This window comes from Cognatundibacterium rivi, from assembly GCF_018139565.1.
Classification (GTDB): Bacteria; Pseudomonadota; Gammaproteobacteria; order Burkholderiales; family Burkholderiaceae_D; genus Undibacterium; species Undibacterium rivi.
In genome coordinates this window covers 738,478-761,843 of the sequence record NZ_JAGSPK010000002.1, presented here as the reverse complement: position 1 = coordinate 761,843, position 23,366 = coordinate 738,478, and the positions used below count along the sequence as shown (strand labels likewise).

Below are 23,366 nucleotides of genomic sequence, written 5' to 3'. Positions count from 1 at the left end.
AATCAATAACCTGAGTTTGTCAGAACAAGTGAAAAACTGCCTAAGAAAATGAAAAACAAGGCCAGTTCAAATAGAGCCGGATGCCATAGAAAGCGGTAAAAGCCGGTGCGCATCAGGAAACGTCCGGTCAGCATCGTGCACAGAAAAGCGACGATGGCGAGTAGTAAAAGGACGGGAACGTACAGCCCGAAAATACTTATTTCTGCTGTCACGCTATCTTTTCCTTTGCAAACGGGTTGTATGTACGGGCATCGGGAAACAGATCACGACGCATGCTGGTTAACGCTGAAATTGCTGCCAGATGAGTGGGTTTGCTATCGCTAGCACAGATCATACGCAGCGTTTGATCGATCTGATTATTCAACGCGCTGGCGGTGGCGTTGTCCGGATTAGTAAAGTGATTGCCGATACTGGTGAATAGCGGCGACAACAAAATGCCGTTCATTTTTAATTCCGTATTCATCTCACGTAATTGCGTAATATGAATTCCTGCACGCAGTTCACGTAAATGATGAATGGTGTGATTGCGTTCATCGGGGTTGGGGTGACGTTTCGATAATCGCGGCATCAGCAAACCGATACGATCGACAGTGCGGATTGCGATGTCACGTAATGGTGGCGCTGATAAGTGGCTCATTTCTACAAATTCGCGATGGACGGTTTGCATCATCCGGGCAATCATCCAGTCATTGCTGACCGTGCGAATCAGGCTGGTGACAACACCTGCTGTTACAAATCCGAAAAGCTGTGCAAGCAAACCATTAAGAAAACTGGTGATTTCCAGCGTGCCTGTGTCTTGCAGTGACAACGCACCGGCAACTCCAATAACAAATGCGAGTGCTTTGCCCCCGGTTGCAGGATTGGGGATATAGCTGCCAGCGACGATAAATAAAGGGGCCATGCAAAGCAGCAGCATTTCAAAACTGTGAATCGCCGGAATAATGCTGATGATGTAAAACATCGCAACAGGCACCGACAGCAAGGTGTATTTGATAAACATCTTAATCGCCGGAACCGGATCATCCTGCGTTGCAAAAAATGAGCAGAACACGCCAGCCATCATGGGCGCGGCGGCACCGGCAGGCCATGCGGTGAGTATCCAGAATGCGCTGCAGACGGAGATGGCGACGACCGCAGCAAAAGCAGAACGGAATGCCATGCCATGATCGCGGTGCAAAACGGATGTATGGGCATGTTCCTGAGCGGTAGTGACGCCTCCTTCCATCGCGAGCGTAATCTGCCTTCTTAACTCCAACACTTCTGCATAGATGGCAATCAGTTTGCTGAGGCGCCTGATCAGATTCAAGCACAGAATATCGCTCCAACTTGAGGCTGCGCTGAACTTCGGCGTCAGGTGTTCAAGTTCCTCTTGGAGTGCGGTTAAGCGTTCAGGCGTCTCGTTATTTTCCTCTTGCAGCCAGGCCGCGACGTCATTTAGCAGCTTTTGCCAGCGCGGCGTTAAGCTCGCCGGACTCAGGTGTTGCAATGTGTTTAGCCGGTCTTCTACTGCCAGTAGCAGGGCAAGCATTTTGGTGATGTTGTCGGCTAATCTGTGAACCAGCCCCGAGGTCAGTCGCAAATTAGAAGTGTCAAATGGCAGGTGCGTTGACATAACACGCAGATCGGTAATTTCAGCGGCGAGGGAGAGTCGCGCAGTTCCGAATGCGGATGCGCTGTCGGGCGTCTGTTGCAGCACGTCGTACATCCAGCTCCGCACATCACGGATCGCCGCATCCAGTCTGTTTAAAATGCCGGGACCTATCGCTTGCGGAAATACAACGGAGTGGATGAAGCTGGCGGAAAGAATACCAATACAGATTTCCTCAACGCGGGACAGGCCAGTATCGAAGATTGATGTCGGATCTGAGACCGCGGGAAAACCGATCAGACCGGCGGTATAACCGGCCAGCATAAAAACATAGGAGCGGGGTGTGCGGTCTAGTAAGGAAATATACAGACATAGTCCCACCCACAAGGCGATCGCAGAGGATAGTAGTTCAGGCGCGTTCGCTAACTGCGGCACGATCAAAATGGTGAACAGCGAGCCCAGAATCGTACCAAAAACCCGGTAAACCGCTTTGGAACGAACGGCTCCGGCAAACGGATTGGCGACGATATACGCGGTCATCATCGCCCAGAATGGTCGGGGTAAACCGGAGGCCATTGCGATATATAACGCCAGCATGGCCGCAACAAAGCATTTTGCAGAAAACAGCAGGTGAGAAGGCAAGGGGAGTTTCACGATAATGCTGCAGTCTTATTCTGCCGGTATCTCGGTCAGTTGCCCATTGAGTTTGTTGAGCACACGCAGGCAGGCTTCGACGTCGGCCTGTGGAATGTCGCTGAACAGTTCCCTGCGAAATGGTAAAAGTGCCTCTTCTAAACGTTCCGCCACTTGTTTTCCTTCTGCCGTCAGAAAGAGTGCCTTTGCTCGCCGGTCTGTAGGGTCATCCTGTTTTAAGACAAGACCACTATCGATTAGCTGATCGATCAGTCGCACCATCGACGGAGGCTCTATGCCAACTGCCTGAGCGACTTTGCCCGGGCGCACACCATCACCCAGGCGGGAAATCATCAGTACAGGCCAGGCGCTTGCATGCGAAAGATGAAAGTCAGCTGTCATTTGGTCTGCGGCAGCTTTATAAGCGCGACCAACCTGTATCAGTGTGTGTGTCAACGACATCAGGGTTTTATCGTAAGGAGTCATTTTGCGATTAATTTACTTAGTATGCTAAATATTAGCATGATATTTAAAAATTTGCCGAAGCCTGAAACCGTTCTGCAACTACGCCAGAGACCTTTGCTAAAGGGGTATTCAATTGATCGCATCTGAAATGAGGCGTCTTCTCGTGTTCTTTAAAGTGAATAAAAGGGTATTTACTCCTTTATTCCTCGCATCCAAGTTGAGCAGCGCGTTCAATAATCTCATCTGTAAATTTACGTAATCGAAGCATTACTTGCTTTGTGGAAATGACAGGAGTCGGCAATGGCCGAAGATAGCGATCTCGAAAAAACAGAACCGGCCTCAGAGAAGCGCCTTGAACAGGCGCGTGAGGAAGGGGATGTTCCGCGTTCGCGTGAGCTGTCAACCTGCACTATTTTGTTGGCGGCAGGTGGTGCACTCTGGGCAATGGGTGGCACTCTGGTTCAGCAATTGAATAAAAATCTGATTACAGGTCTGACTCTGGAGCGTGAAGCTGCCTTTGATTTTAATTTGTTAATCGGAAAAATCGGCGTCAATTTATTGGATGTTCTGTTGGCATTTTCCCCTGTCGTATTGGTGCTGTTGCTGGTGGCATTGGGCTCGCCGTTGTTGATTGGTGGCTGGCTATTTAGTGCTAAGGCGCTGCAACCTAATTTCGGACGCATGAATCCGATTTCCGGTTTGGGAAACATGATTTCTGCTCGTGCTGGTGTTGAATTGTTGAAGGCGATTGTAAAAACCCTGCTTGTCGGTAGCGTTGCCTGGGTTGTCATCATGGGACAAAAAGAGGCGATCTTTGGTTTGCCTCTGGAAAATCTGCATGCGGGGATCGCACACGTTGGCCACATGATGGCCGTGTGTTTTATGTCTATCGTTGCTGCTTTGGTTGCGATTGCGGCGATAGATGCGCCTTATCAGATGTGGCATTACGCGAACAAATTGAAGATGACGCATCAGGAAGTGGTGCAGGAATCGAAAGAATCGAATGGTAATCCGCAAATTAAAGCGAAGATTCGCCAGCAACAACGTGAAATGGCGCGTCGCCGGATGATGACCGAAATTCCGACTGCCGACGTTATTGTGACTAATCCGACCCACTTCGCCGTAGCGCTGAAATACACCGAAGGTGGTGGAGGCGCACCGAAAGTGGTCGCCAAAGGCGCGGATGAAGTTGCTGCAAAAATCCGTGAGCTTGGTGCCGAACACAATGTTCCTTTGCTTGAAGCGCCACCGCTGGCACGTGCGCTGTATAAGCACACCGAGTTAGGTGACGAAATTCCGGAAGCCTTATATGCCGCCGTCGCTGAAGTTCTTGCGTATGTATTCCAGCTTCGCAGTTACCGCGAACGTGGTGGCATCAGACCGGAAGAACCACGCGAATTAGAAGTTCCCGCAGAGTTGGACCCGAATAATCAAGTAGGAGTAGCAGTATGAACAGCCTGAAATTGCCTTTGTGGATGAACGGGCTCAATGGCAGGGCGCTGGCAGCGCCTATCTTGATTATTCTGATGCTGGCTATGATGGTGTTGCCATTGCCAGCATTTATTCTCGACGTTTTTTTTAGTTTCAATATCGCGATTGCGATCATTGTTTTGCTGACGAGTTTGTACACAGTGAAGCCGCTGGACTTCATGGTGTTCCCAACGGTGCTGCTGGTCAGCACTATGCTGCGTTTATCGCTTAACGTCGCGTCTACCCGCGTGGTGTTGACTGAGGGGCATACAGGCCCGGACGCTGCAGGTAAGGTGATTGAGGCTTTCGGTCACTTTCTGATTGGCGGCAACTATACCGTCGGTATCGTGGTGTTTGTGATTCTGACGATCATTAACTTTACCGTAGTGACAAAAGGTGCGGGTCGTATCGCTGAAGTCGGCGCGCGTTTTGCGTTGGATGCGATGCCTGGTAAGCAAATGGCGATTGATGCCGATCTGAATGCCGGTCTGATTGCCGAGCAAGAGGCGCGTCGTCGCCGTACCGAAGTGGCGCAGGAAGCTGAATTCTACGGTGCGATGGACGGTGCATCTAAATACGTGCGCGGTGATGCGGTTGCCGGGATCATGGTGACGGTGATTAATATCGTCGGCGGTCTGATTGTGGGTATGGTGCAGCATGATCTGGATTTTGGTTCTGCGCTGAAGAATTACACCTTGCTGGCCATCGGTGATGGTCTGGTTGCGCAGATTCCGTCACTGATTATTTCTACTGCAGCTGGTGTGGTGGTCTCACGTGTCGCCAGTGAGCAAGATATCAGCGGTCAGTTGATAGGACAGTTGTTTGCCAAACCACAGGTCATGTTTATCACCGCTGGCATTATCGGTGGCATGGGCATTATTCCAGGTATGCCGCATATTGCTTTCGTCTTGTTAGCTGGATTGCTGGCCGGTGCCGGTTATCTGGCACGTCAGAAGGCGCAACAGGCAGCGGGTATTTCTCCTGCCGAAGCGGCGGCACAAGCGGAAGCACAGAATGCACCGGCACCTGAAGTTGAAGAAGCTACCTGGCAGGATATTCTGCCTGTCGATACGCTGGGGCTGGAGGTTGGCTATCGCCTGATTCCTCTGGTCGATAAAACGCAGGGCGGCGAGTTGCTGCGTCGTATTAAAGGAATACGTAAAAAATTCGCGCAAGAGGTGGGGTTTCTATCGCCGCCGGTGCACATTCGCGACAATCTTGAGCTGAAGCCATCTGCTTATCGCATCGCGTTGAAAGGCGTTGAGGTTGGCGCTGGTGAAGCGATGAACGGCCAATATCTGGCGATTAATCCCGGCATGGTGTCCGGGCCTTTGCCGGGTGTGGAAACGACTGATCCCGCGTTTGGCTTACCTGCGATTTGGATCGATGCCAGTGCACGCGAACAAGCACAGGCGATGGGTTACACCGTGGTTGATGCCGGTACAGTAATCGCCACCCACCTGAATCATCTGATCACGACCCATGCCGCTGAATTATTAGGTCGTCAGGAAGTGCAGCAGCTGTTGGATCATCTGGCAAAAGAAATGCCAAAAATGGTTGAAGATCTGGTACCTAAACTGATTCCTTTATCGGTACTGCAAAAAGTCTTGCAAAACCTGCTGCTGGAAGGCGTACACATCCGTGATATGCGCACCATTATCGAGACCTTGTCTGAGCAGGCGATGCATACTCAGGATGCCAATGAACTGACCGCGCAAGTACGTATCGCGCTTGGCCGTGCGATTGTTCAGCAAATTTTCCCGGCAACGAATGAGCTGACTGTCATGACTTTGGATAGTCGCCTTGAACGTTTGCTGATGCAGGCGATCCATGCCGGTGGTGGCGATGGCGCTGCGCTGGAGCCTGGTTTGGCTGAGGCACTGACAACACAAACTGAAACTGCGGCCAAACATCAGGAGGAAATGGGTATGACGCCAGTCTTGCTGGTGCCTGCGCCACTACGTGCTTTGCTGTCTAAATTCTTACGCCGTACATTGCCGCAACTCAAAGTGTTGTCGCATGCCGAATTACCTGAAACAAAAACCATTAGAGTTACCAGCCTTGTTGGAGGGCAATCATGAACGTCAGAAAATTTACTGCTAACACCTCGCGCGAGGCGCTTCGCTTATTAAGGGAAGCATTGGGTGCGGATGCGGTGATTTTGTCCAACCGGAATGTTGACGGTAAGGTCGAGATTATGGCGATGGCCGATGAAGCGATACAGTCGATCGCGCCGACCAGGGATGAACGCCAGATCGCATCCGATCACACCAGAGCGGCGCCATCGTTCCAACATGAAACACGGATATTTACACCGCGTGGCATAACCGTCGAGCCACAGGAATATGCTGCAGCACCGGCTTCTGTGACAGGTGAGTTAAGTGATGTGATGAACGAAATCCGTTCCATGCGCAATATGCTGGAGTCGCAACTGGCGGAGTTGTCATGGGCGAATACGCAAAAACGCGAGCCGCAGAAGGCACTGGTGTTGAAAGAGATGCTGGCAACAGGTCTGAGTGCGAGCTTGTCGCGATTCATGGTTGCAAAGTTACCGGAAAATGAAACAGGTGAGCAAGGTATTGAATGGATAAAGTCTATTCTGGCCCGCAATCTGACGACCATCGATAATGAAAATGAAATTTTAGAAAAGGGTGGTGTGTACGCTCTGGTCGGGCCGACCGGCGTTGGCAAAACGACGACAACTGCAAAACTGGCAGCGCGTTGTGTGATGCGTCATGGTCCGTCGAAACTGGCGTTGATTACCACCGATGGCTATCGTATCGGCGGCTATGAACAGTTACGAATCTATGGGAAAATTCTTGGAGTGATGGTTCATGCAGTCAAAGACGAAAGTGATTTGCGGATTGCTTTGTCCGAGCTCAAGAATAAACATACCGTTTTAATTGATACTGTCGGGGTCAGCCAGCGCGACAAAATGGTGACGGATCAGGTTGCGATGTTGTCTGGTTCTGGCACTGAAGTGAAGCGGTTGCTGTGCCTGAATGCGACATCGACTGGTGAAACGCTGAGTGAAGTGGTGCGTGCTTATCAGGGGACAGGCCTCGCTGGATGTATTCTGACTAAACTTGATGAGGCGGCGACGATAGGTGGTGCGCTGGATATCGTGATCCGCCAAAAATTAAGTCTGTATTACATTGCGAATGGGCAACGTGTACCGGAAGACTTGCATGTGGCAAACAAGCAGTATCTGATTGATCGCGCCTTTAAGTTAAAACGTGAAACGGCGCCGTTCCGTTACCTGGATGAAGAGCTACCTTTGCTGATGGCTGGTGTGGGAACTGCTGCGACTGGTGGACAAGCTGCTGCGCGGGAGGTGTCTCTTGGCTAATGTTGATCAGGCAGAGGGACTGCGTCGCATGCTGGCTGGACCAAAGCCGCGTGTATTTACTTTTCTATCAGCGTTGAAAGATAATGAAAAAAGCGAAATGCTGGTGAATCTGGGTGTTTCGGTGGCGCGGCAGGGGCAGCAAATCTTGATGATGGACGCGCGTTCGTCTTCTGATAGTGTAGGCGCGTGGCTCAATGCGAGTAGAGAGTGCACCTTGTTGGATGTCGCGCAACAACAGCGTACAATGCACGAGGCAGTAAAAATGGTGGCATCTGGCTTGTCAGTATCGATGTTATCGCGCCAAAGGACTTTGTCATCCAGCTTGTCTGCCGAGAATTCGAGACGATTGTCGAGAGTATTTGATCTGGCAGTACATCGTGCCGATATGGTCGTGGTTGATTGTGATATCGATGCGTGCGATGCGTTTCCACTGGCATCGCTGGATGATAGTGAAGTAGTGATTCAGGTTTCTTCAGAACCGTCAGCAATTAAATCTGCGTATGGGCTGATTAAGCGTATGAGTGCTCGTCTGGGACGACGCTCTTTTAGCATTTTGGTGTCCGGTGTATCTGAGAAAGAAGCAATGTTGATTTATACAAATATGGCTCAGGCGTCTCAACGATATCTTGCGGTACCCTTAAATTTCATTGGTTATGTGCCGGATGATGAATTCGTCAGAAGAGCTGCTCATCAGGGGCGGTCAGTGATTGATGCTTTTCCAAAAGCGCGCTCTTCCATGGCTTTTTTTCAACTGGCAGAGCGGCTTGCTGTCAGTGCGCGCTCTGCATTGTGTCTGGACAGTGTATCCGGACAACAGGGCATCGCTCTCGGAATCTAATTTGAATATGTACACGGCCAGCGGAAAATCAGATAAAAATTTTCTCCTCAGGGAGCATGCGCCTTTGGTTAAGCGACTGGCTTACCAATTAAAGGCGCGCTTGCCTCCCAGTGTTGAGGTGGATGATCTGGTGCAAGCTGGAATGATTGGTCTGCTTGATGCGATCAGTCGTTACGAAGACACGCATGGTGCACAATTCGAAACCTATGCTGTCCAGCGGATTCGTGGCGCGATGCTTGATGAGCTGCGCAACACGGACTGGTTGCCGCGCGGGGTTCGGCAGAATATGCGGAAAATCGAAAATGCGATGAACCAGATGCAGCAAAAACTGGGGCGGCCGCCGACAGAAACAGAAGTGGCCAAGTCGCTTAAGTTATCCCTTGGAGAGTATCAGGGACTTTTGGGGGATAGCGGCGGACATCAGTTGGTGTATTACGAAGACTTCCATGACGCAGAAACAAAAGAGCATTTCCTCGATCATTACTCTTCCGATAGTTCCGGTGATCCTTTACAGGATCTGCTGAATGACGATTTCCGCGATGCGGTTATTGGGGCGATCGACAGTTTGCCCGAACGCGAAAAATTGTTAATGGGGCTGTATTACGAACAGGAGTTAAATCTGAAAGAAATCGGCGCGGTCATGGGCGTTTCTGAGTCCCGCGTTTCGCAGTTGCATAGCCAGGCGGTTGCACGTATGCGTGCGCATTTAAGGGAGAAAGCGTGGACTGGGCTAGCTTAGTAGGATTTATTCTGGTCGTTGTCGGCATCAGTTCCGGTCAGTTGATGGAGGGAGGGCGTCTTTCTTCATTAGTGCAACCAGCGGCATTTGTGATTGTTGTGATCGGCACGCTGGGGGCAGTGCTCCTGCAGAGTCGTATGAGTACTTTTCGACGCGGTTTACGCATGTTGAAATGGATCATTTCTGAGCCGCAAGATAATAGCCGTAAAAATATTCAGGACGCATTGATCTGGAGTGCAGTTGCCCGGCGCGAGGGATTTTTAAGTCTAGAGCGTTATATGGATGCCTCTGACGATGCCTTTATCAGTAAGGGATTACGGTTGGTGATTGATGGTGTTGACCCCTCGCGACTGAAAGACATTCTGGATGTGGATATTTCGTTGTATGAAATTGAGCAACGTCAGGCCGCCAAAATCTGGGAGGCAGCGGGTGGTTACTCCCCGACCATCGGAATCTTAGGGGCGGTGCTTGGACTGATTCACGTTATGGAAAACCTGACCGACCCTGCGAAACTTGGTGGCGGTATTGCCGTGGCATTTGTGGCGACGATTTACGGCGTCGGTCTGGCTAATTTATTTTTTCTGCCTGTCAGCAATAAGTTGAAAGAAATTATTGGTAGAGAAATTACCCGACGCGAGATGTTGTCCGATATTTTTTATAGTATTGCTGTTGGAGATAGCCCTCGTATTGTGGAAGAGCGGGTTGATAACCACAGCAGTCAGGTTTAAATATGGCAAGAAAAAAATATCACGAAGAGCCAGAAAACCACGAGCGGTGGATGGTGTCTTATGCTGATTTTATTACCTTGCTGTTTGCTTTTTTTGTCGTTATGTATGCGATCTCTTCGCTGAATGAGGGAAAGTATCGCGTATTGTCCAGCTCCTTGACTGGCGCATTTAGTAACGACCCTACATCTCCTGTCGCTGCCGGAGTAACTCCGCAGGTGGTGAAGCTGGATCCTCTGCCAATAGTGAAGCGGAAATCAACTGAAAATATACGTAAAGAGCGGGAGGTAATGACAGGCTTAGCAAAAGATGTACTTGCCGCTCTGGAGCCTTTGGTCAAAGAGGGTAAAGTCAGAGTGACACAGACAGCCAGAGGTGTGACGATAGAAATCAATGCAAGTTTGTTGTTTCCACCTGGTGAAGCTAAGTTAAATGCAGACTCCGTACAGGCACTGACCGCGATTGCCTCTGTATTGAAATTAGATAATCATGCAATTCAGGTTGAAGGACACACGGATAATGTACCAATCAAAAATCCGGTTTTTCCTTCGAATTGGGAATTATCAGCGGTTCGGGCAAGTACGGTGGCGCGTCTTTTAACGGAAAACGGTGTTGATGATTTCAGGGTTACTGCCGTTGGGCAAGGAGCAAAATTACCGGTGGATTCAAATGATACGCCTGAAGGACGGTCGCGTAATCGCCGAGTGAGTGTCACTATCTTATCGGTATTGCCTGAGCCAGTAGTGGATATTCCTGTTGCGACTCAAGCGCCAATTACGCCCTGACAAAGAGCGTAAATAAAAAAGCCCCGAACAATCGGGGCTTTTTTCATGTGCTTGTGAGCGATCAGCGGACAATGAGTCCTTTGGCGGGAGTTGTTCTGATAGACGACTGCCCATTGGGGCCATATAAGGAGCCGGTTGTCGTTCCTTGCTGAAACGCACTGAGTGCAGCCTGATTTTGCGATAGTCTGCGCGTGATCATCAGACCATTGGTTTTATTGTCTTCTTTGGCTTGAGCCGATAATTCCAGCAAACCATCCCAAAGCGATTGCGCCTCAGGCGTCTGGCGTACAAATTTTAAAGTGCTTTCTGCATCGTCACCGAAACCCTGCTGTTTCAGATAAGAGTTCCGCAGCTTTTCTGCCTCAGACAGTTTGCGGACTAATTCACTTTTTTGCGTAGAAGTCTGAGCCAACAGGGACACGTCACCATCTACAAGCGCAGCTTGCTCTTCTTTGAGTAAGTCAGCCAGTGCTGCCATTGCTTCTTTTTCTTCTTTTAAGCAATGCAGAATAGAGTCACTATTTGCGCTTGTATTGGTCATCTTTAACGTTTTCTGGAGTTAAGTAAATCTTTCACGGTTTCCAGAAGTCCATCAGCAACTTTCTCAGAGTTCACTTGAAAGCGCCCCTCAGAAATGGCTAATTTGATTTCTTCAACCTTTTTTGCCTCAAATACGCCATTACTTGCTTGTGTACTTTGCAAAGCTTGCAATTGCGTAGACAGAGGGGAAATTTGTACGTTAATTGAAGGCGACGGAGTGGAGACTGCTCTCTCTGGCGCTTTTTCAGTCCGTACGGGCTGCTGGCTTGGTAAGCTTGCAGCTTTATTTAGTGTGTCATCAATTTTCACGGCGATACCCTCGAAAGTGGGAATGGTCTACTTCTACAATCCGGTTATCGGCCAGGTATTTTTAAACTTTAATTTTACGTACAAATATATTCCAACTGTTGTGCTTGTTAATATGTTATTTCGATGACGCCACCGGCTTTGGCAATGCCACTGACAGTTTGCCCTGAACTTGTTTTAGCCTTAGCTACCTGGCCTTCTGCCGCATTACTCAGCGCTTGCGCATCTGTCGCAACCTGAAATCCCGGACCATTGCTGACAACTCTGACAGATTGCCCTTGTTGCACTACTGCCGGGCTTCGGAGTAATTCCTGGCGTAAAGGTGTGCCAGATGAAATGGAGCTTTGCAAGGATTTGCCGATGACCTGTTCAGGGTTGGTAATAATGCCAGCAGGTAAATTTGATATATCGCCTTTAATTTTACTCATATCATCCACAGTGACGAGTTGCCTCTGACTCAAGGCGCGCGACGCGACGTAATATTCAGAAGTGATTTGTACGTTTGCCTGCAAATAAATAACCCAGTTGACAGGTGCTGTGCAACGTACGCCGACTGTGATCTTACCCCAGGCCTTACTTCCGTTTGGCAGAAATGCTGTGGGAGACTGGCACGCCGCCAGATTAAGCCGCTTATCTACTTGCCCCATTGTCACCGTACTCTCACCCGGTTGAGTTCTTGCCTGCTGATTTAAAAAGTCGGTCGCCAGTTTTCTGATGATTTCGTGATCTTGCATAGCAGCCGCGGTTTGAGTCTGCGCCTGAGCATAGGCCGACGTCAGCACTAACAAAAAAATAATTGACCTGAAAAGTTGTTTCATAGCTGGGTGGATACAGATAACTTTTAACGTGTTGCCATTGTAGATGTCAAGGTTGGTTTGTTAAGGCTTGAATAGAAGAGGTTTTTCGCCTTTACTCAATGAATTGAATTGTCTTTGATGGATATAAGATGCCAATAATGGAAAACCGTTATATGGCTGGCAGAAGGCTGGCTTTGGACTGGCGAGGGGCTTCGGATGACTAAATTAGATGATTTCATGCGTTTTCACGAAACAGCGTTATCTGTTCGTGGTCAGCGGCAGCAATTGCTTGCTTCTAACATCGCCAATGCGGATACGCCGAATTACAAAGCCAGAGATATTGATTTCACATCGGTTTTGAATAACGCGCTGCATCTCGATTCCAAGCAGGCGACGGCAAGTCTGAATAAAACGGATGCGCAGCATTTGGGTAGCGCATCAACCGTGGCGGGTGCTGAGCCCATGTATCGCACGGTTTCTCAAGGCAATATCGATGGCAATACTGTGGATATGGATGTTGAGCGCAATCAGTTTGCTGAAAACTCACTTCGATATGAAGCGAGTCTGACGATTATTAATATGCAAATTCGTAACATGCTTGCAGCAATTCAGGGGTAATTATCATGTCGCTTTTTAATGTTTTTAATGTGGCTGGTTCCGCCATGAGTGCTCAGGCTCAGCGTCTGAATGTGGTGTCCAGTAATCTGGCCAACGCAGACAGTGTGACCAGTTCTGATGGTAAGCCCTATAAGGCTAAGCAGGTTGTATTCAGTGCGGTGCCAGTTGCGGGTTCACCTTCTACCGGAGTGAAAGTAACGGAAGTGGTTGAGGATGCAACGCCAGCAAAAATGAAGTACGACCCTAAACATCCGCTCGCAGATGAAAAAGGTTATGTGGCAATGCCAAATGTCAACGTGGTGGAAGAGATGGTAAATATGATTTCGGCGTCTCGCTCTTATCAGACCAACGTTGAAACAATGAATGCGGCGAAAACAATGTTGCTGAAAACGCTGACTTTGGGTCAGTGACCTTCATAAAAAGGAAATGTAATGACAACGATACAAAGTAATACAGTTGATCAGAGCTTGCTCAATACCATGAATGGTACGACCAGCAGCACATCAGCCGCAAAAACTTCAGAGAGCACATTTTTGAATCTGTTGGTCACGCAAATGAAGAATCAGGATCCGTTGAATCCTATGGATAACGCTCAGGTGACAAGCCAGATGGCGCAATTGTCGACGGTATCCGGAATTGAGAAATTGAATGCATCGTTCGCGGCACTCAGCAGCAATATGCAGGCAAGCCAGAATTTGCAGGCGGCAAACATGATTGGTCATGGTGTGATGACCGCAGGGAATTCCCTGCCGCTCTCCAGCGCGAAGGGGATCTACGCTGTGGATTTGCCGCAGGGCGCAGATAAGGTCGAAGTGGTGATTAAAGACGCATCTGGTGCAACGGTGCGCAAGTTGAGTCTTGGTGCTTTGCCAGCGGGTGTGAACGATCTGACCTGGGATGGAAAAAATGACTCTGGAGCGGCGGTCGCAGATGGTACTTATACGTTTGATGTAGCAGCGAGCTCAGGCGAGAAAGCATTGGACGTGACCAAATTATGTTTTGGTATGGTGAATAGTGTGAGTTCGGGGTCGCAAGGCGTAAAGCTGACTGTCTCTGGTGTGGGTGAAATTTCAATGGCAGATGTGAAGCAAATTTTCTGAGATTGCTGATTACTCAGGTAATCGCAGTATTTAAAGTTAGGGAGAAAAATCATGGGTTTTCAGCAAGGTCTTAGTGGATTAAACGCGGCATCGAAATCACTGGATGTGATCGGTAACAATATTTCGAATGCAAATACAGTCGGCTTTAAGCAGGCGCAAGTACAGTTCGCGGATGTTTATGCGAACTCATTGAGTGGCGCGTCTGCGAATGCAGTTGGTATCGGTGTACGGGTATCGACGATTGCTCAGCAATTTACCCAAGGGAATATCAGCTCGACCAATAACCCACTCGATACGGCGATTAACGGTAACGGTTTTTTTCGCATGATTAAAAACGGCGCTGTCACTTATACTCGCAATGGTCAGTTTCAACTGGATAAAAACGGTGGTCTGGTCAATGCACAAGGTCAGCAACTGACCGGTTATATTGCGAATGCGGCGGGTGTGCTTTCAACCGGATCAGCGTCGCCAATCACGATTAATACTGCGGATATCGCACCGGCGCAAACAGCAAAGGTCAGCGGCGTGATGAATCTGGATTCACGCGAATACGTGCCAGGGACGCAAAAGCCAGTGACGATTCCACCTGTCATTACGCCGATTGCTTTTTCTCCGACTGATCCTACGTCCTACAATAAATCGACATCGGTAACTGTGTTCGATAGTCTGGGTAATTCTCACGTTTTACAAACTTACTATGTGCGCGTTGATCCGGTTACTACGCCTCCTGCAACAGCAGGCACCATAGAATGGAATGTCTTTGCAACCGTTGATGGCAATCCTTTCGATGCGACGGGTGCTTTGACACCGGCAGCGACGACACCAACACCGATTGGTAAGCTGGCATTTGACAATATGGGTAAGTTGACTGGTGCGATTCCCGCTTACGCTGCGACTGATCCGCGTGCATTGCAGATGATCGTGCCTGTTGCTTCAGGTGCTGTGACGCCGATTAATACGACAGCAAACATCAAATTTGATTACACGAATTCGACGCAGTTCGGCTCGGATTTCAGCGTCAGCAGCATGAAGCAGGATGGCTTTACCTCTGGCAAATTATCCAAGTTCAATACCGCGAAAGACGGCACGATTGTCGGCAGTTATACCAACGGCCAGACGAAGGTGTTAGGGCAAGTCGTACTTGCGTCATTTACCAATTCTAATGGTTTGCAATCGCTGGGTGATAACCAGTGGGCGGAGACTTCAGAATCTGGTCAGCCTCTGGTTGGTCCTCCAAATTCAGGTGGTCTCGGTGCGTTAACGGCGTCGGCAACCGAAGACTCGAATACTGATCTTACAGGTGAACTGGTCAACATGATTACGGCACAACGTGTGTATCAGGCAAATTCACAAACCATTAAAACGCAGGATCAGATTTTGCAAACAATCGTGAATCTGCGTTAATCAACTGAATAAAAATGGAAATTGAATTGAGTACGTGCTTTTCAGGAGGTGATCATGGATAGGTTGATTTATACAGCGATGACGGGCGCCAAGCACATCCTTGAGCAGCAGGCGACGAACGCGCATAACCTGGCCAATGCGACGACGACAGGGTTTCGTGCCCAATTAGATTCCTTCAGGGCAGTGCCGGTGCAGGGGGCGGAGCTGCCAACCCGTGCGTTTGTTGTTGACGCGACGGTAGGTACAGATTTCACTGCAGGTAGTTTGCAATTGACCGGGCGTGAACTCGACGTTGCGGTTCAGGGCAAGGGCTGGCTGGCGGTAGAAAAGCCGGATGGTTCTGAAGGCTACACCCGCAGTGGCAGCTTGAAATTAAGCGAAAACGGAGTTTTGCAAACGCAGAATGGCTTAAATCTGATTGGCGACGGCGGTCCGATTACGATTCCGCCGGACGTGTCGATTGCAATCGCCAAGGACGGTACTGTTTCAACTGTGCCGGTAGGCTCAAATCCAAATGCAGTGCAAGTGATCGGTCGCTTAAAGCTGGTAAATCCGCCAGAAGAAAATCTGGTACGCGGCGATGACGGTTTATTTAAAACGAAAGATGGCACTGTGGCTGATGCGGATGCTGCCGTTGGCGTTGCTGGCGGCATGCTGGAAAACAGTAATGTCAGTGTGGTGGAATCGATGGTGACCATGATTAACCTTGGTCGGCAATTTGAAATGCAAATGCGTCTTTTGCAGAATGCGGAGAATAACGCGACAAAAGCCAGTCAGATCCTCAGTTTGGGTTAGTCGTTTTAGGCGCAGAATAACCGGTAGCAAATTAAGCTGTTAATTACGCCGCAAGGCGTGCAGGAGAAATCAATGATACGTTCACTCTGGATCGCCAAGACTGGCCTGGATTCACAGCAAACACAAATGGATGTGATTACCAATAATCTGGCGAACGTCAGCACTACCGGATTTAAGCGTTCACGTGCCGTTTTCGAAGACTTGTTGTATCAGACAATACGTCAGCCAGGTGCGCAAAGTTCGCAGCAAACGCAACTGCCTTCAGGGCTGCAGTTAGGCACAGGTGTTCGTACAGTCGCAACCGAGAAAATTTTCACACAAGGCAATCTGCAACAAACTGGCAACGCGAAAGATGTGGCGATTCAAGGTCAGGGCTTTTTTCAGGTGTTGATGCCTGATGGCTCGACTGCTTACACCCGCGATGGTTCTTTTCAGATGGATAGTCAGGGGCAATTAGTCACGTCGAGCGGCTTTGTGATTCAGCCCGCAATCACGATTCCTGCTAACGCGCAGTCGATTACGGTGGGACGCGATGGCACAGTTTCTGTAACACAGCCAGGCTCCAGCGCGCCGGTGCAGGTTGGCTCCATTCAGCTCGCGACGTTTATTAACCCGACAGGTTTGTTGGCTCTGGGCGAAAATTTATACTCAGAGACGGCGGCGTCAGGCAATCCCGGAACGAATACACCAGGCACAAACGGCGCAGGGTTACTGATGCAAAATTTTGTCGAGACCTCGAACGTGAATGTTGCTGAAGAATTGGTCAACATGATACAGACGCAGCGTGCATATGAAATTAACAGTAAGGCGATTACGACCTCTGATCAGATGCTGCAAAAATTAACGCAACTCTGATTTTGGTAACTAGTTGAGGACATCATGAAGGCTTTAATCTTATCCGGTAGTGTCGCGTTGTTGCTGTCCGGTTGTGCGGTAACTCCACCTGCCATCGTGCATCAGCCAACATCGTTGCCGGCGCAGTCTGCCAAACCGCACAAAGAAATTAATGGTGCGATTTTTCAGTCGGCAAGTTATCGCCCTTTATATGAAGATGCGAAGCCCAGAATGGTGGGCGATGTATTGACAATCTCTATCAGTGAAAGAACGTCAGCCGCAAAAGGCAGCGCGAGTTCTTCCAGTAAATCTTCTGGTTTATCGCTGGCTGCTCCGACCGTATTTGGTTTGAAGTCTTCAACCACGGCACAGCTGGGACTGAGTACCAACGGTTCTTCAAAATTTGATGAAAAAGGTGCGGAAACGGCGAGCAACAGTTTTACCGGGACGATTGCTGTCACTGTCATTGATGTTTTGCCTAATGGTAATTTGCTGGTCAGTGGTGAAAAGCAACTTGCCTTTGATAAGGGTGCTGAATTCGTCCGGTTTTCCGGCGTGATCAATCCTCAGACCATCGCAGCGGGCAATGTCGTACCTTCCACGCAGGTGGCCGATGCCAGATTTGAATATCGCTCAACGACGAGAATCGATAAGGCCGAGGCGAATTCCATGCTGACGCGTTTCTTCCTCAGTTTTCTTCCTATGTAAGAAACTGAAAAGAGGTTAGATATGAAAAAAATTACACAGTTGAGGTCGTCACTTTGCACTCTGCTCATTACTCTGACAATGGGTATGACGCTGACTGCAGAATGTCATGCAGAAAGGTTGAAAGATCTTGCCGGTATTCAGGGCGTTCGTCAGAATCAGCTGCTGGGTTATGGTTTGGTTGTTGGCCTTGATGGCAGTGGTGATCAGACCACGCAGACGCCGTTTACGGTGCAAAGTATCGTCAGTATGTTGCAGCAGATGGGGGTTACTTTGCCGGTTGGTACGAGTTTGCAGTTGAAAAATGTCGCGGCAGTTATGGTCACTACTTCGCTTCCACCGTTCGCACAACCGGGGCAAGCTTTGGATGTGACCGTGTCTTCTATGGGGAATGCGAAGAGCCTTCGCGGCGGTACTTTGTTGATGACGCCGCTCAAAGGCGCGGATAACCAGATTTATGCGATGGCGCAAGGCAACGTATTGGTCGGTGGCGTCGGCGCTTCTGCGAATGGTAGTAAAGCGCAAGTCAACCACCTGAGCGTAGGACGTATTTCTTCAGGTGCGACGGTGGAACGGGCGGTTCCCAGTTCTGTCGGTCAGGGAAATACGATACAACTGGAATTGAATACATCAGATTTTTCTACCGCAAGCAGAGTCGTTGATGCGATTAACCGGCGTTTTGGCCCTGAAACCGCTGCCGCACTGGATGGCCGTGCGATTCAGGTGAAAGCACCAGTCAGTGCAGATCAGCGGGTCTCATTTTTAGGCGCTCTCGAGAGTCTGGACGTGACTCCGGCGCAAACGGTGGCAAAAGTGATTCTGAACGCACGCACAGGTTCTATTGTGATGAATCAGGCCGTGACGCTGGATTCCTGTGCTGTTGCACACGGCAATCTTTCCGTTGTCATTAATACGGATAACGCGATCACTCAGCCAAATGCTTTGGCGGGTGGGCAAACCGCAGCGACAGCAAACTCCGGTATCAGTATCACGAAAGATGCTGGGCAATTAATGATGCTGAAGGCGGGCACATCGTTAGCCGATGTTGTGAAAGCCTTGAATGCAATCGGTGCAACGCCACAGGATTTACTGGCGATTTTGCAGGCGATTAAAGCTTCTGGCGCTTTGCGTGCAGAGCTTGAAATTATTTAAGGATGCCTCATGATCGGTCGTGCTGATCTTTCGGATAATAAATTAGCTTTCGATAGCAAGAGCCTGGATGGGCTCAAGCAATCGGCGAAAGATAATTCCCCCGAATCTATCAAGGCAGCAGCCAAGCAGTTTGAGGCCTTGTTCATGAACATGATGCTGAAGTCCATGCGTCAGGCAGGTGGACAGGACGGCCCATTTGACAGCGAACAAACCCGAACCTATACGTCCATGCTTGACCAGCAGTTGTCGCAATCGATGGCAAACCGCGGTATTGGCCTTGCAGATGCATTAGTGAGACAACTGACCAATAACGCGGTGAGCCAGGCCTTGCAAACGGATGATGCTACTGCTGGCAATGGTGTTGGGATTAGCGGGAGCATCGCGGGTAATGCCAGAGGCATCAGTTCGTATCTGGATAATCTGAAATTTGAGCAGCAACCCGCCGCAGCAGCGAAGACGAGTTTTTCAGGGCCGGCGCATGTTCGTGAATTTCAGGAAAAGTTAAGTGCTGATGCTGAGGCGGCGAGTAAGGCGACGGGGATTCCGGCTAAATTCATGCTCGGACAAGCGGCGCTGGAAAGTGGTTGGGGACGCCGTGAAATCAAAACGATCGATGGCAGCACCAGTCACAATATTTTTGGTATGAAGGCGACCAGTAAATGGAAGGGTAAAACTGTTGATGCGGTGACAACGGAATATGTCAACGGCGTCGCCTATCGTAAAGTTGAAAAATTTAAAGCCTATGATTCCTATGCGGATGCATTCAAAGACTACGCGAAGCTTCTGACAAAAAATCCTCGCTATGAAAATGTCATTGCAAATGCCAAAGATGCGACCAGTTTTGCTGTTGGTCTGCAAAAGGCGGGGTATGCAACTGACCCGCAATACGCCAATAAACTGACTAAAATAATAAAACAAACATTGTCGACGTAATGTCGCGGTCGTTGCTAACTGCTAGTTATTATTTTTACTACATTAAAGTTTTTGTGTTTTTCTCCGAAAACCTTAAGGTGATAGCTCAACAAAGCTCAAATAATCAATAGGTTAAATTATGGGTACAAATATTCTGAACATCGGGCAAACCGCATTGGCCGCTGCCCAAGTGGGAATTAGTACCACTGGACATAATATTGCCAACGCTGGCACGGTAGGTTACAACCGTCAGGTCGTGTTGCAATCGGCAAATGCGCCGCAATTGCTGGGTGGTTCTTTTGTTGGGCAGGGTGTCTCCATCAGCCAGATACAGCGACAATACGATGCATTTATCAGCCAGCAAGTAAATGCGACGCAGACCACCAAGAACCAGGCCGACGCTTATTACTCGCAAATTCAACAAATCAATAATCTGGTGGCCGATCCGACCGCAGGGGTGACGCCGGCATTACAAGAGTTTTTCACATCAATACAAAACCTTTCTGCGAGTCCGAACGGGACTGCCGGAGCTGCTGCACGTCAAGCCGTTTTATCCAGTGCGCAGTCATTGGCTGGTCGTTTTAATAGTTTACAGACACGTCTGGACGAGATCAGACAGAACGTCAATGGCCAGATCGGCGGTGCCATCACCGCAATCAACACGTATGCGTCGCAAGTTGCCAATTTAAATGAGACGATTGCCAAGTCGGTCAGTACAACGGGTTCACCACCAAATGACTTACTTGATCAGCGCGACCAGTTAATTACGGAAATGTCGAAGTACACCAAAGTCACGGTGATACCTCAGGATAATAAATTCAATGTGTTTATCGGGAATGGGCAACCGCTTGTTCTGGGCGGGGTCGTTAATCAGCTTGAATTAAGTGTCTCTAAAACAGATTCGACAAGAGCGGAAGTTTCGTATTCGGCTAACGGTACGTCGGTGCAAATTGCCGAAAATGGTTTGCCAGGCGGTGTTTTGGGTGGACTCTTTGATTTTCGGGCCAATACCCTGGATCCTGCGCAGAATGCGATCGGGCGTGTGGCGATTGGTATTGCGACGGCATTCAATGAGCAACATGCATTGGGGCAGGATCTGAACGGTGCGACAGGTGCGAAGTTTTTTAATATTCCCCAACCAATTACAACGCCAAGCACATCAAATACAACGAATGCCGACGTAACAGCGAATATCTCCGATGTCAGCGCGCTGACTACCAGTGATTATCGTTTGCAGGTAACCAGCCCCGGAAATTACCGTGTCATCCGCGTTTCGGATGGTCAGACCCAGACCGCGACATCGCAGCCGATTAAAATTGATGGCATTACGATGGAATTTCCGCAGCCGCCTGCGGCTCAGCCTGCGACTGGTGATGAGTTTTTGATTCGTCCTACGCTGGCTGCGGCAGCAGGGTTTTCCGTTGATGTGATTGATCCTTCTAAAATTGCGGTTGCAGCGGCGATCAAAACGGCAGTACCGACAACGAACATCGGTAATGGAAAAATTTCAGCTGGCACAGTAGATTCTGCTGTCGCGAGTGCGTCAACTTCAGCAACTGCAACCATTAGTGCCGTTAAAACAGATAGTTCATTCGCCAGTTCTGCCGTCGCACCGCCAGTCACGCTGACTTATTCCGGTGGTTCATTCACAGGTTTTCCAGCCGGAGTTAATGTGTCTGTGACTGTGGGCGCAACCACGACAAATTATGCTCCGCCGGCAACCGTGCCTTATACGACAGGCGCAAAGATCAGTTTTTCCGGTATGAGTTTTACGGTCCAGAACAGTTCTGGCGCACCGGCAAATGGTGATACTTTTACTGTGTCGCCATCCGTTCCTGTGGCCGCATCCAAATTAACATTTAATTCCGCGGGAAATACTCTGACTGGTTTTCCTGCAAACGCGAATGTGACCGTGACTAAGGGGGCGACATCGACCACTTATCCTGCAGGCACTGCAGTCCCTTATTCTGACGGTGCTACGTACAGTTATTCGGGGACCAGTTTCACTCTTTCTGGTACGCCTTCGAACAGTGATGTGTTTAATATCTCAGCCAATGTGACTGGTTCCGGCGATAACCGGAATGCCTTATTGTTGGCAGGTATACAGACAAAAAACAGTATGGTTGGCAGTACGACGACGATACAAGGTGCATACGCACAATTTGTCAGTCAGGTAGGTAATAAAACACATGAATTGGGTATCACGACCGCATCTGAAGCGACCTTGTTAAAGAATGCGACGGATAATCAACAATCCATCTCTGGCGTGAATCTGGATGAAGAAGCCGCCAATTTACTTAAATACCAGCAGGCATATCAGGCTGCCGGCAAATTGATGCAGATTGCCAGTACGTTATTTGACACAATACTGGCCATCGGAAGGTAGGTAATTTATGCGTATCAGCACAAGTATGATCTATGAGGGCGGTGGTTCCCGCATCAGCGATCTGCAATCCACTCTGAACCGTACGCAACAACAGATTGCTTCCGGACGCAAGATACTCACGCCAGCGGATGATCCGATAGGCTCGGCGCGTGCTTTGGTGATCACACAGGCCGATGCGATTAATGAGCAGTATGCGGTGAATCGGGCGAATGCCAAAGATAATCTGAGTATGGCTGAAAGCACTCTCGGCAACGTCACAACGACGCTGCACAACCTTAAAACGCTTATCGTCAGCGCTGGCAACGGAACGCTGAATGATAAAGATCGCAGTTACATTGCGGTTGAAATGCAGAGTAATCTTGATCAGTTGTTAGGTCTGGCGAATGCGACGGACGGAACTGGCGCTTATTTATTTTCCGGTTTTTCGACAACGACGGCGCCATATACAAAGACGATCAACGGAGCAACATATAACGGTGATCAGGGGCAGCGATATCTGCAGGTTGAAACATCGCGCCAGTTGCCGTTGAGTACTCCCGGAACACAGATTTTCGAGAATATCCGTACGTCGCCAGGGCAGTTCAACGTTGTTCCTAACCCTTCAAACAATGGGCAGGTCGTTGCCGCAGTCAGTATCAACGCACCGACAGCGAATGCATTAACTGGTCAGAACTACGATATTGCATTTGACTCTACGGGCTTGAATTTTACCGTAACGAATAAAACGACCGGTGCTGTCGTTGTGCCAAGTACCGCTTACACCAGCCCGGCAACAGTCACGGTAGATGGAATGGATATTACGCTGACCAATACACCGGGCGCGCCAGGGCCTGGAGATCATTTCAGTGTGCAGCCAGGCAATCAGAATATTTTTGAGACGCTGACTGACATTATTAATGCGCTTAATACACCGGCGACAACCAGTAGCGCGAAGAAAGACCTTTCTGCTGCGTTAGCACAGGGAAATAACAATCTGGATGCGTCCCTCAGTAATGTATTAACCGCACGCGCGCAATTAGGTTCAAGTCTGAAGGAAATTGATGATCTTGATAGTTTTGGCTCTGCAAACGCGCTGAACTATAAATCTGCGTTGTCAGATATTCAGGATCTGGATTATGTGAAAGCACTGACGTCGTTATCACAACAGCAAACTACTTTGCAGGCAGCGCAGCAATCATTTGTAAAAACTGCCGGGCTGTCCCTGTTTAACTATATTAATTAAATA

General features: G+C 49.3%; 24 protein-coding genes. 18 read left to right on the top strand and 6 right to left on the bottom strand.

Going from position 1 to position 23,366, the window contains the following annotated elements:
• Nucleotides 1-2: 2 nt before the first annotated feature.
• From KDM87_RS07885 to KDM87_RS07875, 3 genes are read right to left on the bottom strand one after another with little or no spacing between them, the layout of a single operon-like run.
• Nucleotides 3-212: a DUF1656 domain-containing protein gene (locus tag KDM87_RS07885; protein WP_186898301.1), complete on the bottom strand. Its 210-nt coding sequence runs from the start codon at nt 210-212 to the stop codon at nt 3-5.
• On the bottom strand, nt 209-2,242 hold the full coding sequence (locus KDM87_RS07880) for an FUSC family protein (protein ID WP_212678539.1): 2,034 nt from the start codon (nt 2,240-2,242) through the stop codon (nt 209-211). The genes KDM87_RS07885 and KDM87_RS07880 overlap by 4 nt, the downstream gene beginning before the upstream one ends.
• 15 nt (nt 2,243-2,257) lie before the next feature.
• Entirely contained in the window at nt 2,258-2,683 is a 426-nt protein-coding gene (locus KDM87_RS07875) for a MarR family winged helix-turn-helix transcriptional regulator (protein ID WP_230407629.1), read from the bottom strand.
• Between the two features lie 303 nt (nt 2,684-2,986).
• On the opposite strand from KDM87_RS07875, the gene flhB reads away from it, so the two are divergent.
• The 7 genes from flhB to motD are packed head-to-tail and all read left to right on the top strand — an operon-like array spanning nt 2,987 to nt 10,592.
• A complete protein-coding gene (flhB, locus tag KDM87_RS07870; protein ID WP_212678537.1) occupies nt 2,987-4,138 on the top strand; it encodes a flagellar biosynthesis protein FlhB in 1,152 nt (383 codons plus the stop codon).
• Nucleotides 4,135-6,237: a flagellar biosynthesis protein FlhA gene (flhA, locus tag KDM87_RS07865; RefSeq protein WP_212678536.1), complete on the top strand. Its 2,103-nt coding sequence runs from the start codon at nt 4,135-4,137 to the stop codon at nt 6,235-6,237. Before flhB ends, flhA begins: the two co-directional genes overlap by 4 nt.
• Nucleotides 6,234-7,505, top strand: a complete 1,272-nt coding sequence (gene flhF / locus KDM87_RS07860) for a flagellar biosynthesis protein FlhF (RefSeq protein WP_212678535.1) — start codon at nt 6,234-6,236, stop codon at nt 7,503-7,505. Before flhA ends, flhF begins: the two co-directional genes overlap by 4 nt.
• Nucleotides 7,498-8,343, top strand: coding sequence for a MinD/ParA family ATP-binding protein (locus KDM87_RS07855; protein WP_230407628.1), 846 nt, complete (start codon nt 7,498-7,500; stop codon nt 8,341-8,343). The genes flhF and KDM87_RS07855 overlap by 8 nt, the downstream gene beginning before the upstream one ends.
• A 7-nt stretch (nt 8,344-8,350) precedes the next feature.
• Nucleotides 8,351-9,082: an RNA polymerase sigma factor FliA gene (locus tag KDM87_RS07850; RefSeq protein ID WP_186883781.1), complete on the top strand. Its 732-nt coding sequence runs from the start codon at nt 8,351-8,353 to the stop codon at nt 9,080-9,082.
• A complete protein-coding gene (locus KDM87_RS07845) occupies nt 9,064-9,810 on the top strand; it encodes a flagellar motor protein (protein ID WP_212678534.1) in 747 nt (248 codons plus the stop codon). Before KDM87_RS07850 ends, KDM87_RS07845 begins: the two co-directional genes overlap by 19 nt.
• 2 nt (nt 9,811-9,812) lie before the next feature.
• The gene (gene motD, locus KDM87_RS07840; protein ID WP_186883631.1) at nt 9,813-10,592 is read left to right on the top strand and encodes a flagellar motor protein MotD; all 780 of its coding nucleotides are present in this window, start codon (nt 9,813-9,815) and stop codon (nt 10,590-10,592) included.
• Nucleotides 10,593-10,653: 61 nt separating this feature from the next.
• Here motD and KDM87_RS07835 read toward each other — a convergent pair whose 3' ends face one another.
• The 3 genes from KDM87_RS07835 to flgA form a co-directional block, all read right to left on the bottom strand.
• Nucleotides 10,654-11,133 carry a flagella synthesis protein FlgN gene (locus tag KDM87_RS07835; RefSeq protein ID WP_212678533.1) on the bottom strand — a complete coding sequence of 160 codons (480 nt, stop codon included), beginning with the start codon at nt 11,131-11,133 and terminating at the stop codon, nt 10,654-10,656.
• A gap of 2 nt (nt 11,134-11,135) precedes the next feature.
• On the bottom strand, nt 11,136-11,441 hold the full coding sequence (gene flgM, locus KDM87_RS07830; protein ID WP_212678532.1) for a flagellar biosynthesis anti-sigma factor FlgM: 306 nt from the start codon (nt 11,439-11,441) through the stop codon (nt 11,136-11,138).
• A gap of 107 nt (nt 11,442-11,548) precedes the next feature.
• Nucleotides 11,549-12,172, bottom strand: coding sequence for a flagellar basal body P-ring formation chaperone FlgA (gene flgA, locus KDM87_RS07825; protein WP_268977580.1), 624 nt, complete (start codon nt 12,170-12,172; stop codon nt 11,549-11,551).
• A gap of 279 nt (nt 12,173-12,451) precedes the next feature.
• Here flgA and flgB point away from each other — a divergent pair, with 279 nt between their 5' ends.
• The 11 genes from flgB to flgL all read left to right on the top strand — a co-directional run bounded on the left by flgB (nt 12,452) and on the right by flgL (nt 23,363).
• Entirely contained in the window at nt 12,452-12,853 is a 402-nt protein-coding gene (gene flgB / locus KDM87_RS07820; RefSeq protein ID WP_186883627.1) for a flagellar basal body rod protein FlgB, read from the top strand.
• A 5-nt stretch (nt 12,854-12,858) separates the two neighbouring features.
• Nucleotides 12,859-13,263: a flagellar basal body rod protein FlgC gene (flgC, locus tag KDM87_RS07815; protein WP_212678530.1), complete on the top strand. Its 405-nt coding sequence runs from the start codon at nt 12,859-12,861 to the stop codon at nt 13,261-13,263.
• 21 nt (nt 13,264-13,284) lie between these two features.
• Nucleotides 13,285-13,953 (top strand): flagellar hook assembly protein FlgD, encoded by a 669-nt coding sequence (locus KDM87_RS07810; RefSeq protein ID WP_212678529.1) that lies wholly within the window; start codon nt 13,285-13,287, stop codon nt 13,951-13,953.
• A 51-nt stretch (nt 13,954-14,004) separates the two neighbouring features.
• Nucleotides 14,005-15,357, top strand: coding sequence for a flagellar hook protein FlgE (flgE, locus tag KDM87_RS07805; RefSeq protein WP_212678528.1), 1,353 nt, complete (start codon nt 14,005-14,007; stop codon nt 15,355-15,357).
• 54 nt (nt 15,358-15,411) lie between these two features.
• Nucleotides 15,412-16,152 carry a flagellar basal-body rod protein FlgF gene (gene flgF, locus KDM87_RS07800; RefSeq protein ID WP_212678527.1) on the top strand — a complete coding sequence of 247 codons (741 nt, stop codon included), beginning with the start codon at nt 15,412-15,414 and terminating at the stop codon, nt 16,150-16,152.
• A 72-nt stretch (nt 16,153-16,224) separates the two neighbouring features.
• The gene (flgG, locus tag KDM87_RS07795) at nt 16,225-17,007 is read left to right on the top strand and encodes a flagellar basal-body rod protein FlgG (protein WP_186883622.1); all 783 of its coding nucleotides are present in this window, start codon (nt 16,225-16,227) and stop codon (nt 17,005-17,007) included.
• 24 nt (nt 17,008-17,031) lie between these two features.
• Nucleotides 17,032-17,694, top strand: coding sequence for a flagellar basal body L-ring protein FlgH (locus KDM87_RS07790; protein ID WP_212678526.1), 663 nt, complete (start codon nt 17,032-17,034; stop codon nt 17,692-17,694).
• An 84-nt stretch (nt 17,695-17,778) separates the two neighbouring features.
• Nucleotides 17,779-18,843 carry a flagellar basal body P-ring protein FlgI gene (locus KDM87_RS07785; RefSeq protein WP_329604909.1) on the top strand — a complete coding sequence of 355 codons (1,065 nt, stop codon included), beginning with the start codon at nt 17,779-17,781 and terminating at the stop codon, nt 18,841-18,843.
• 9 nt (nt 18,844-18,852) lie between these two features.
• A complete protein-coding gene (gene flgJ / locus KDM87_RS07780; RefSeq protein ID WP_212678524.1) occupies nt 18,853-19,776 on the top strand; it encodes a flagellar assembly peptidoglycan hydrolase FlgJ in 924 nt (307 codons plus the stop codon).
• A 118-nt stretch (nt 19,777-19,894) separates the two neighbouring features.
• Entirely contained in the window at nt 19,895-22,141 is a 2,247-nt protein-coding gene (flgK, locus tag KDM87_RS07775; protein ID WP_212678523.1) for a flagellar hook-associated protein FlgK, read from the top strand.
• A 7-nt stretch (nt 22,142-22,148) separates the two neighbouring features.
• Nucleotides 22,149-23,363, top strand: coding sequence for a flagellar hook-associated protein FlgL (flgL, locus tag KDM87_RS07770; RefSeq protein WP_212678522.1), 1,215 nt, complete (start codon nt 22,149-22,151; stop codon nt 23,361-23,363).
• The last annotated feature ends 3 nt before the right edge of the window (nt 23,364-23,366 follow it).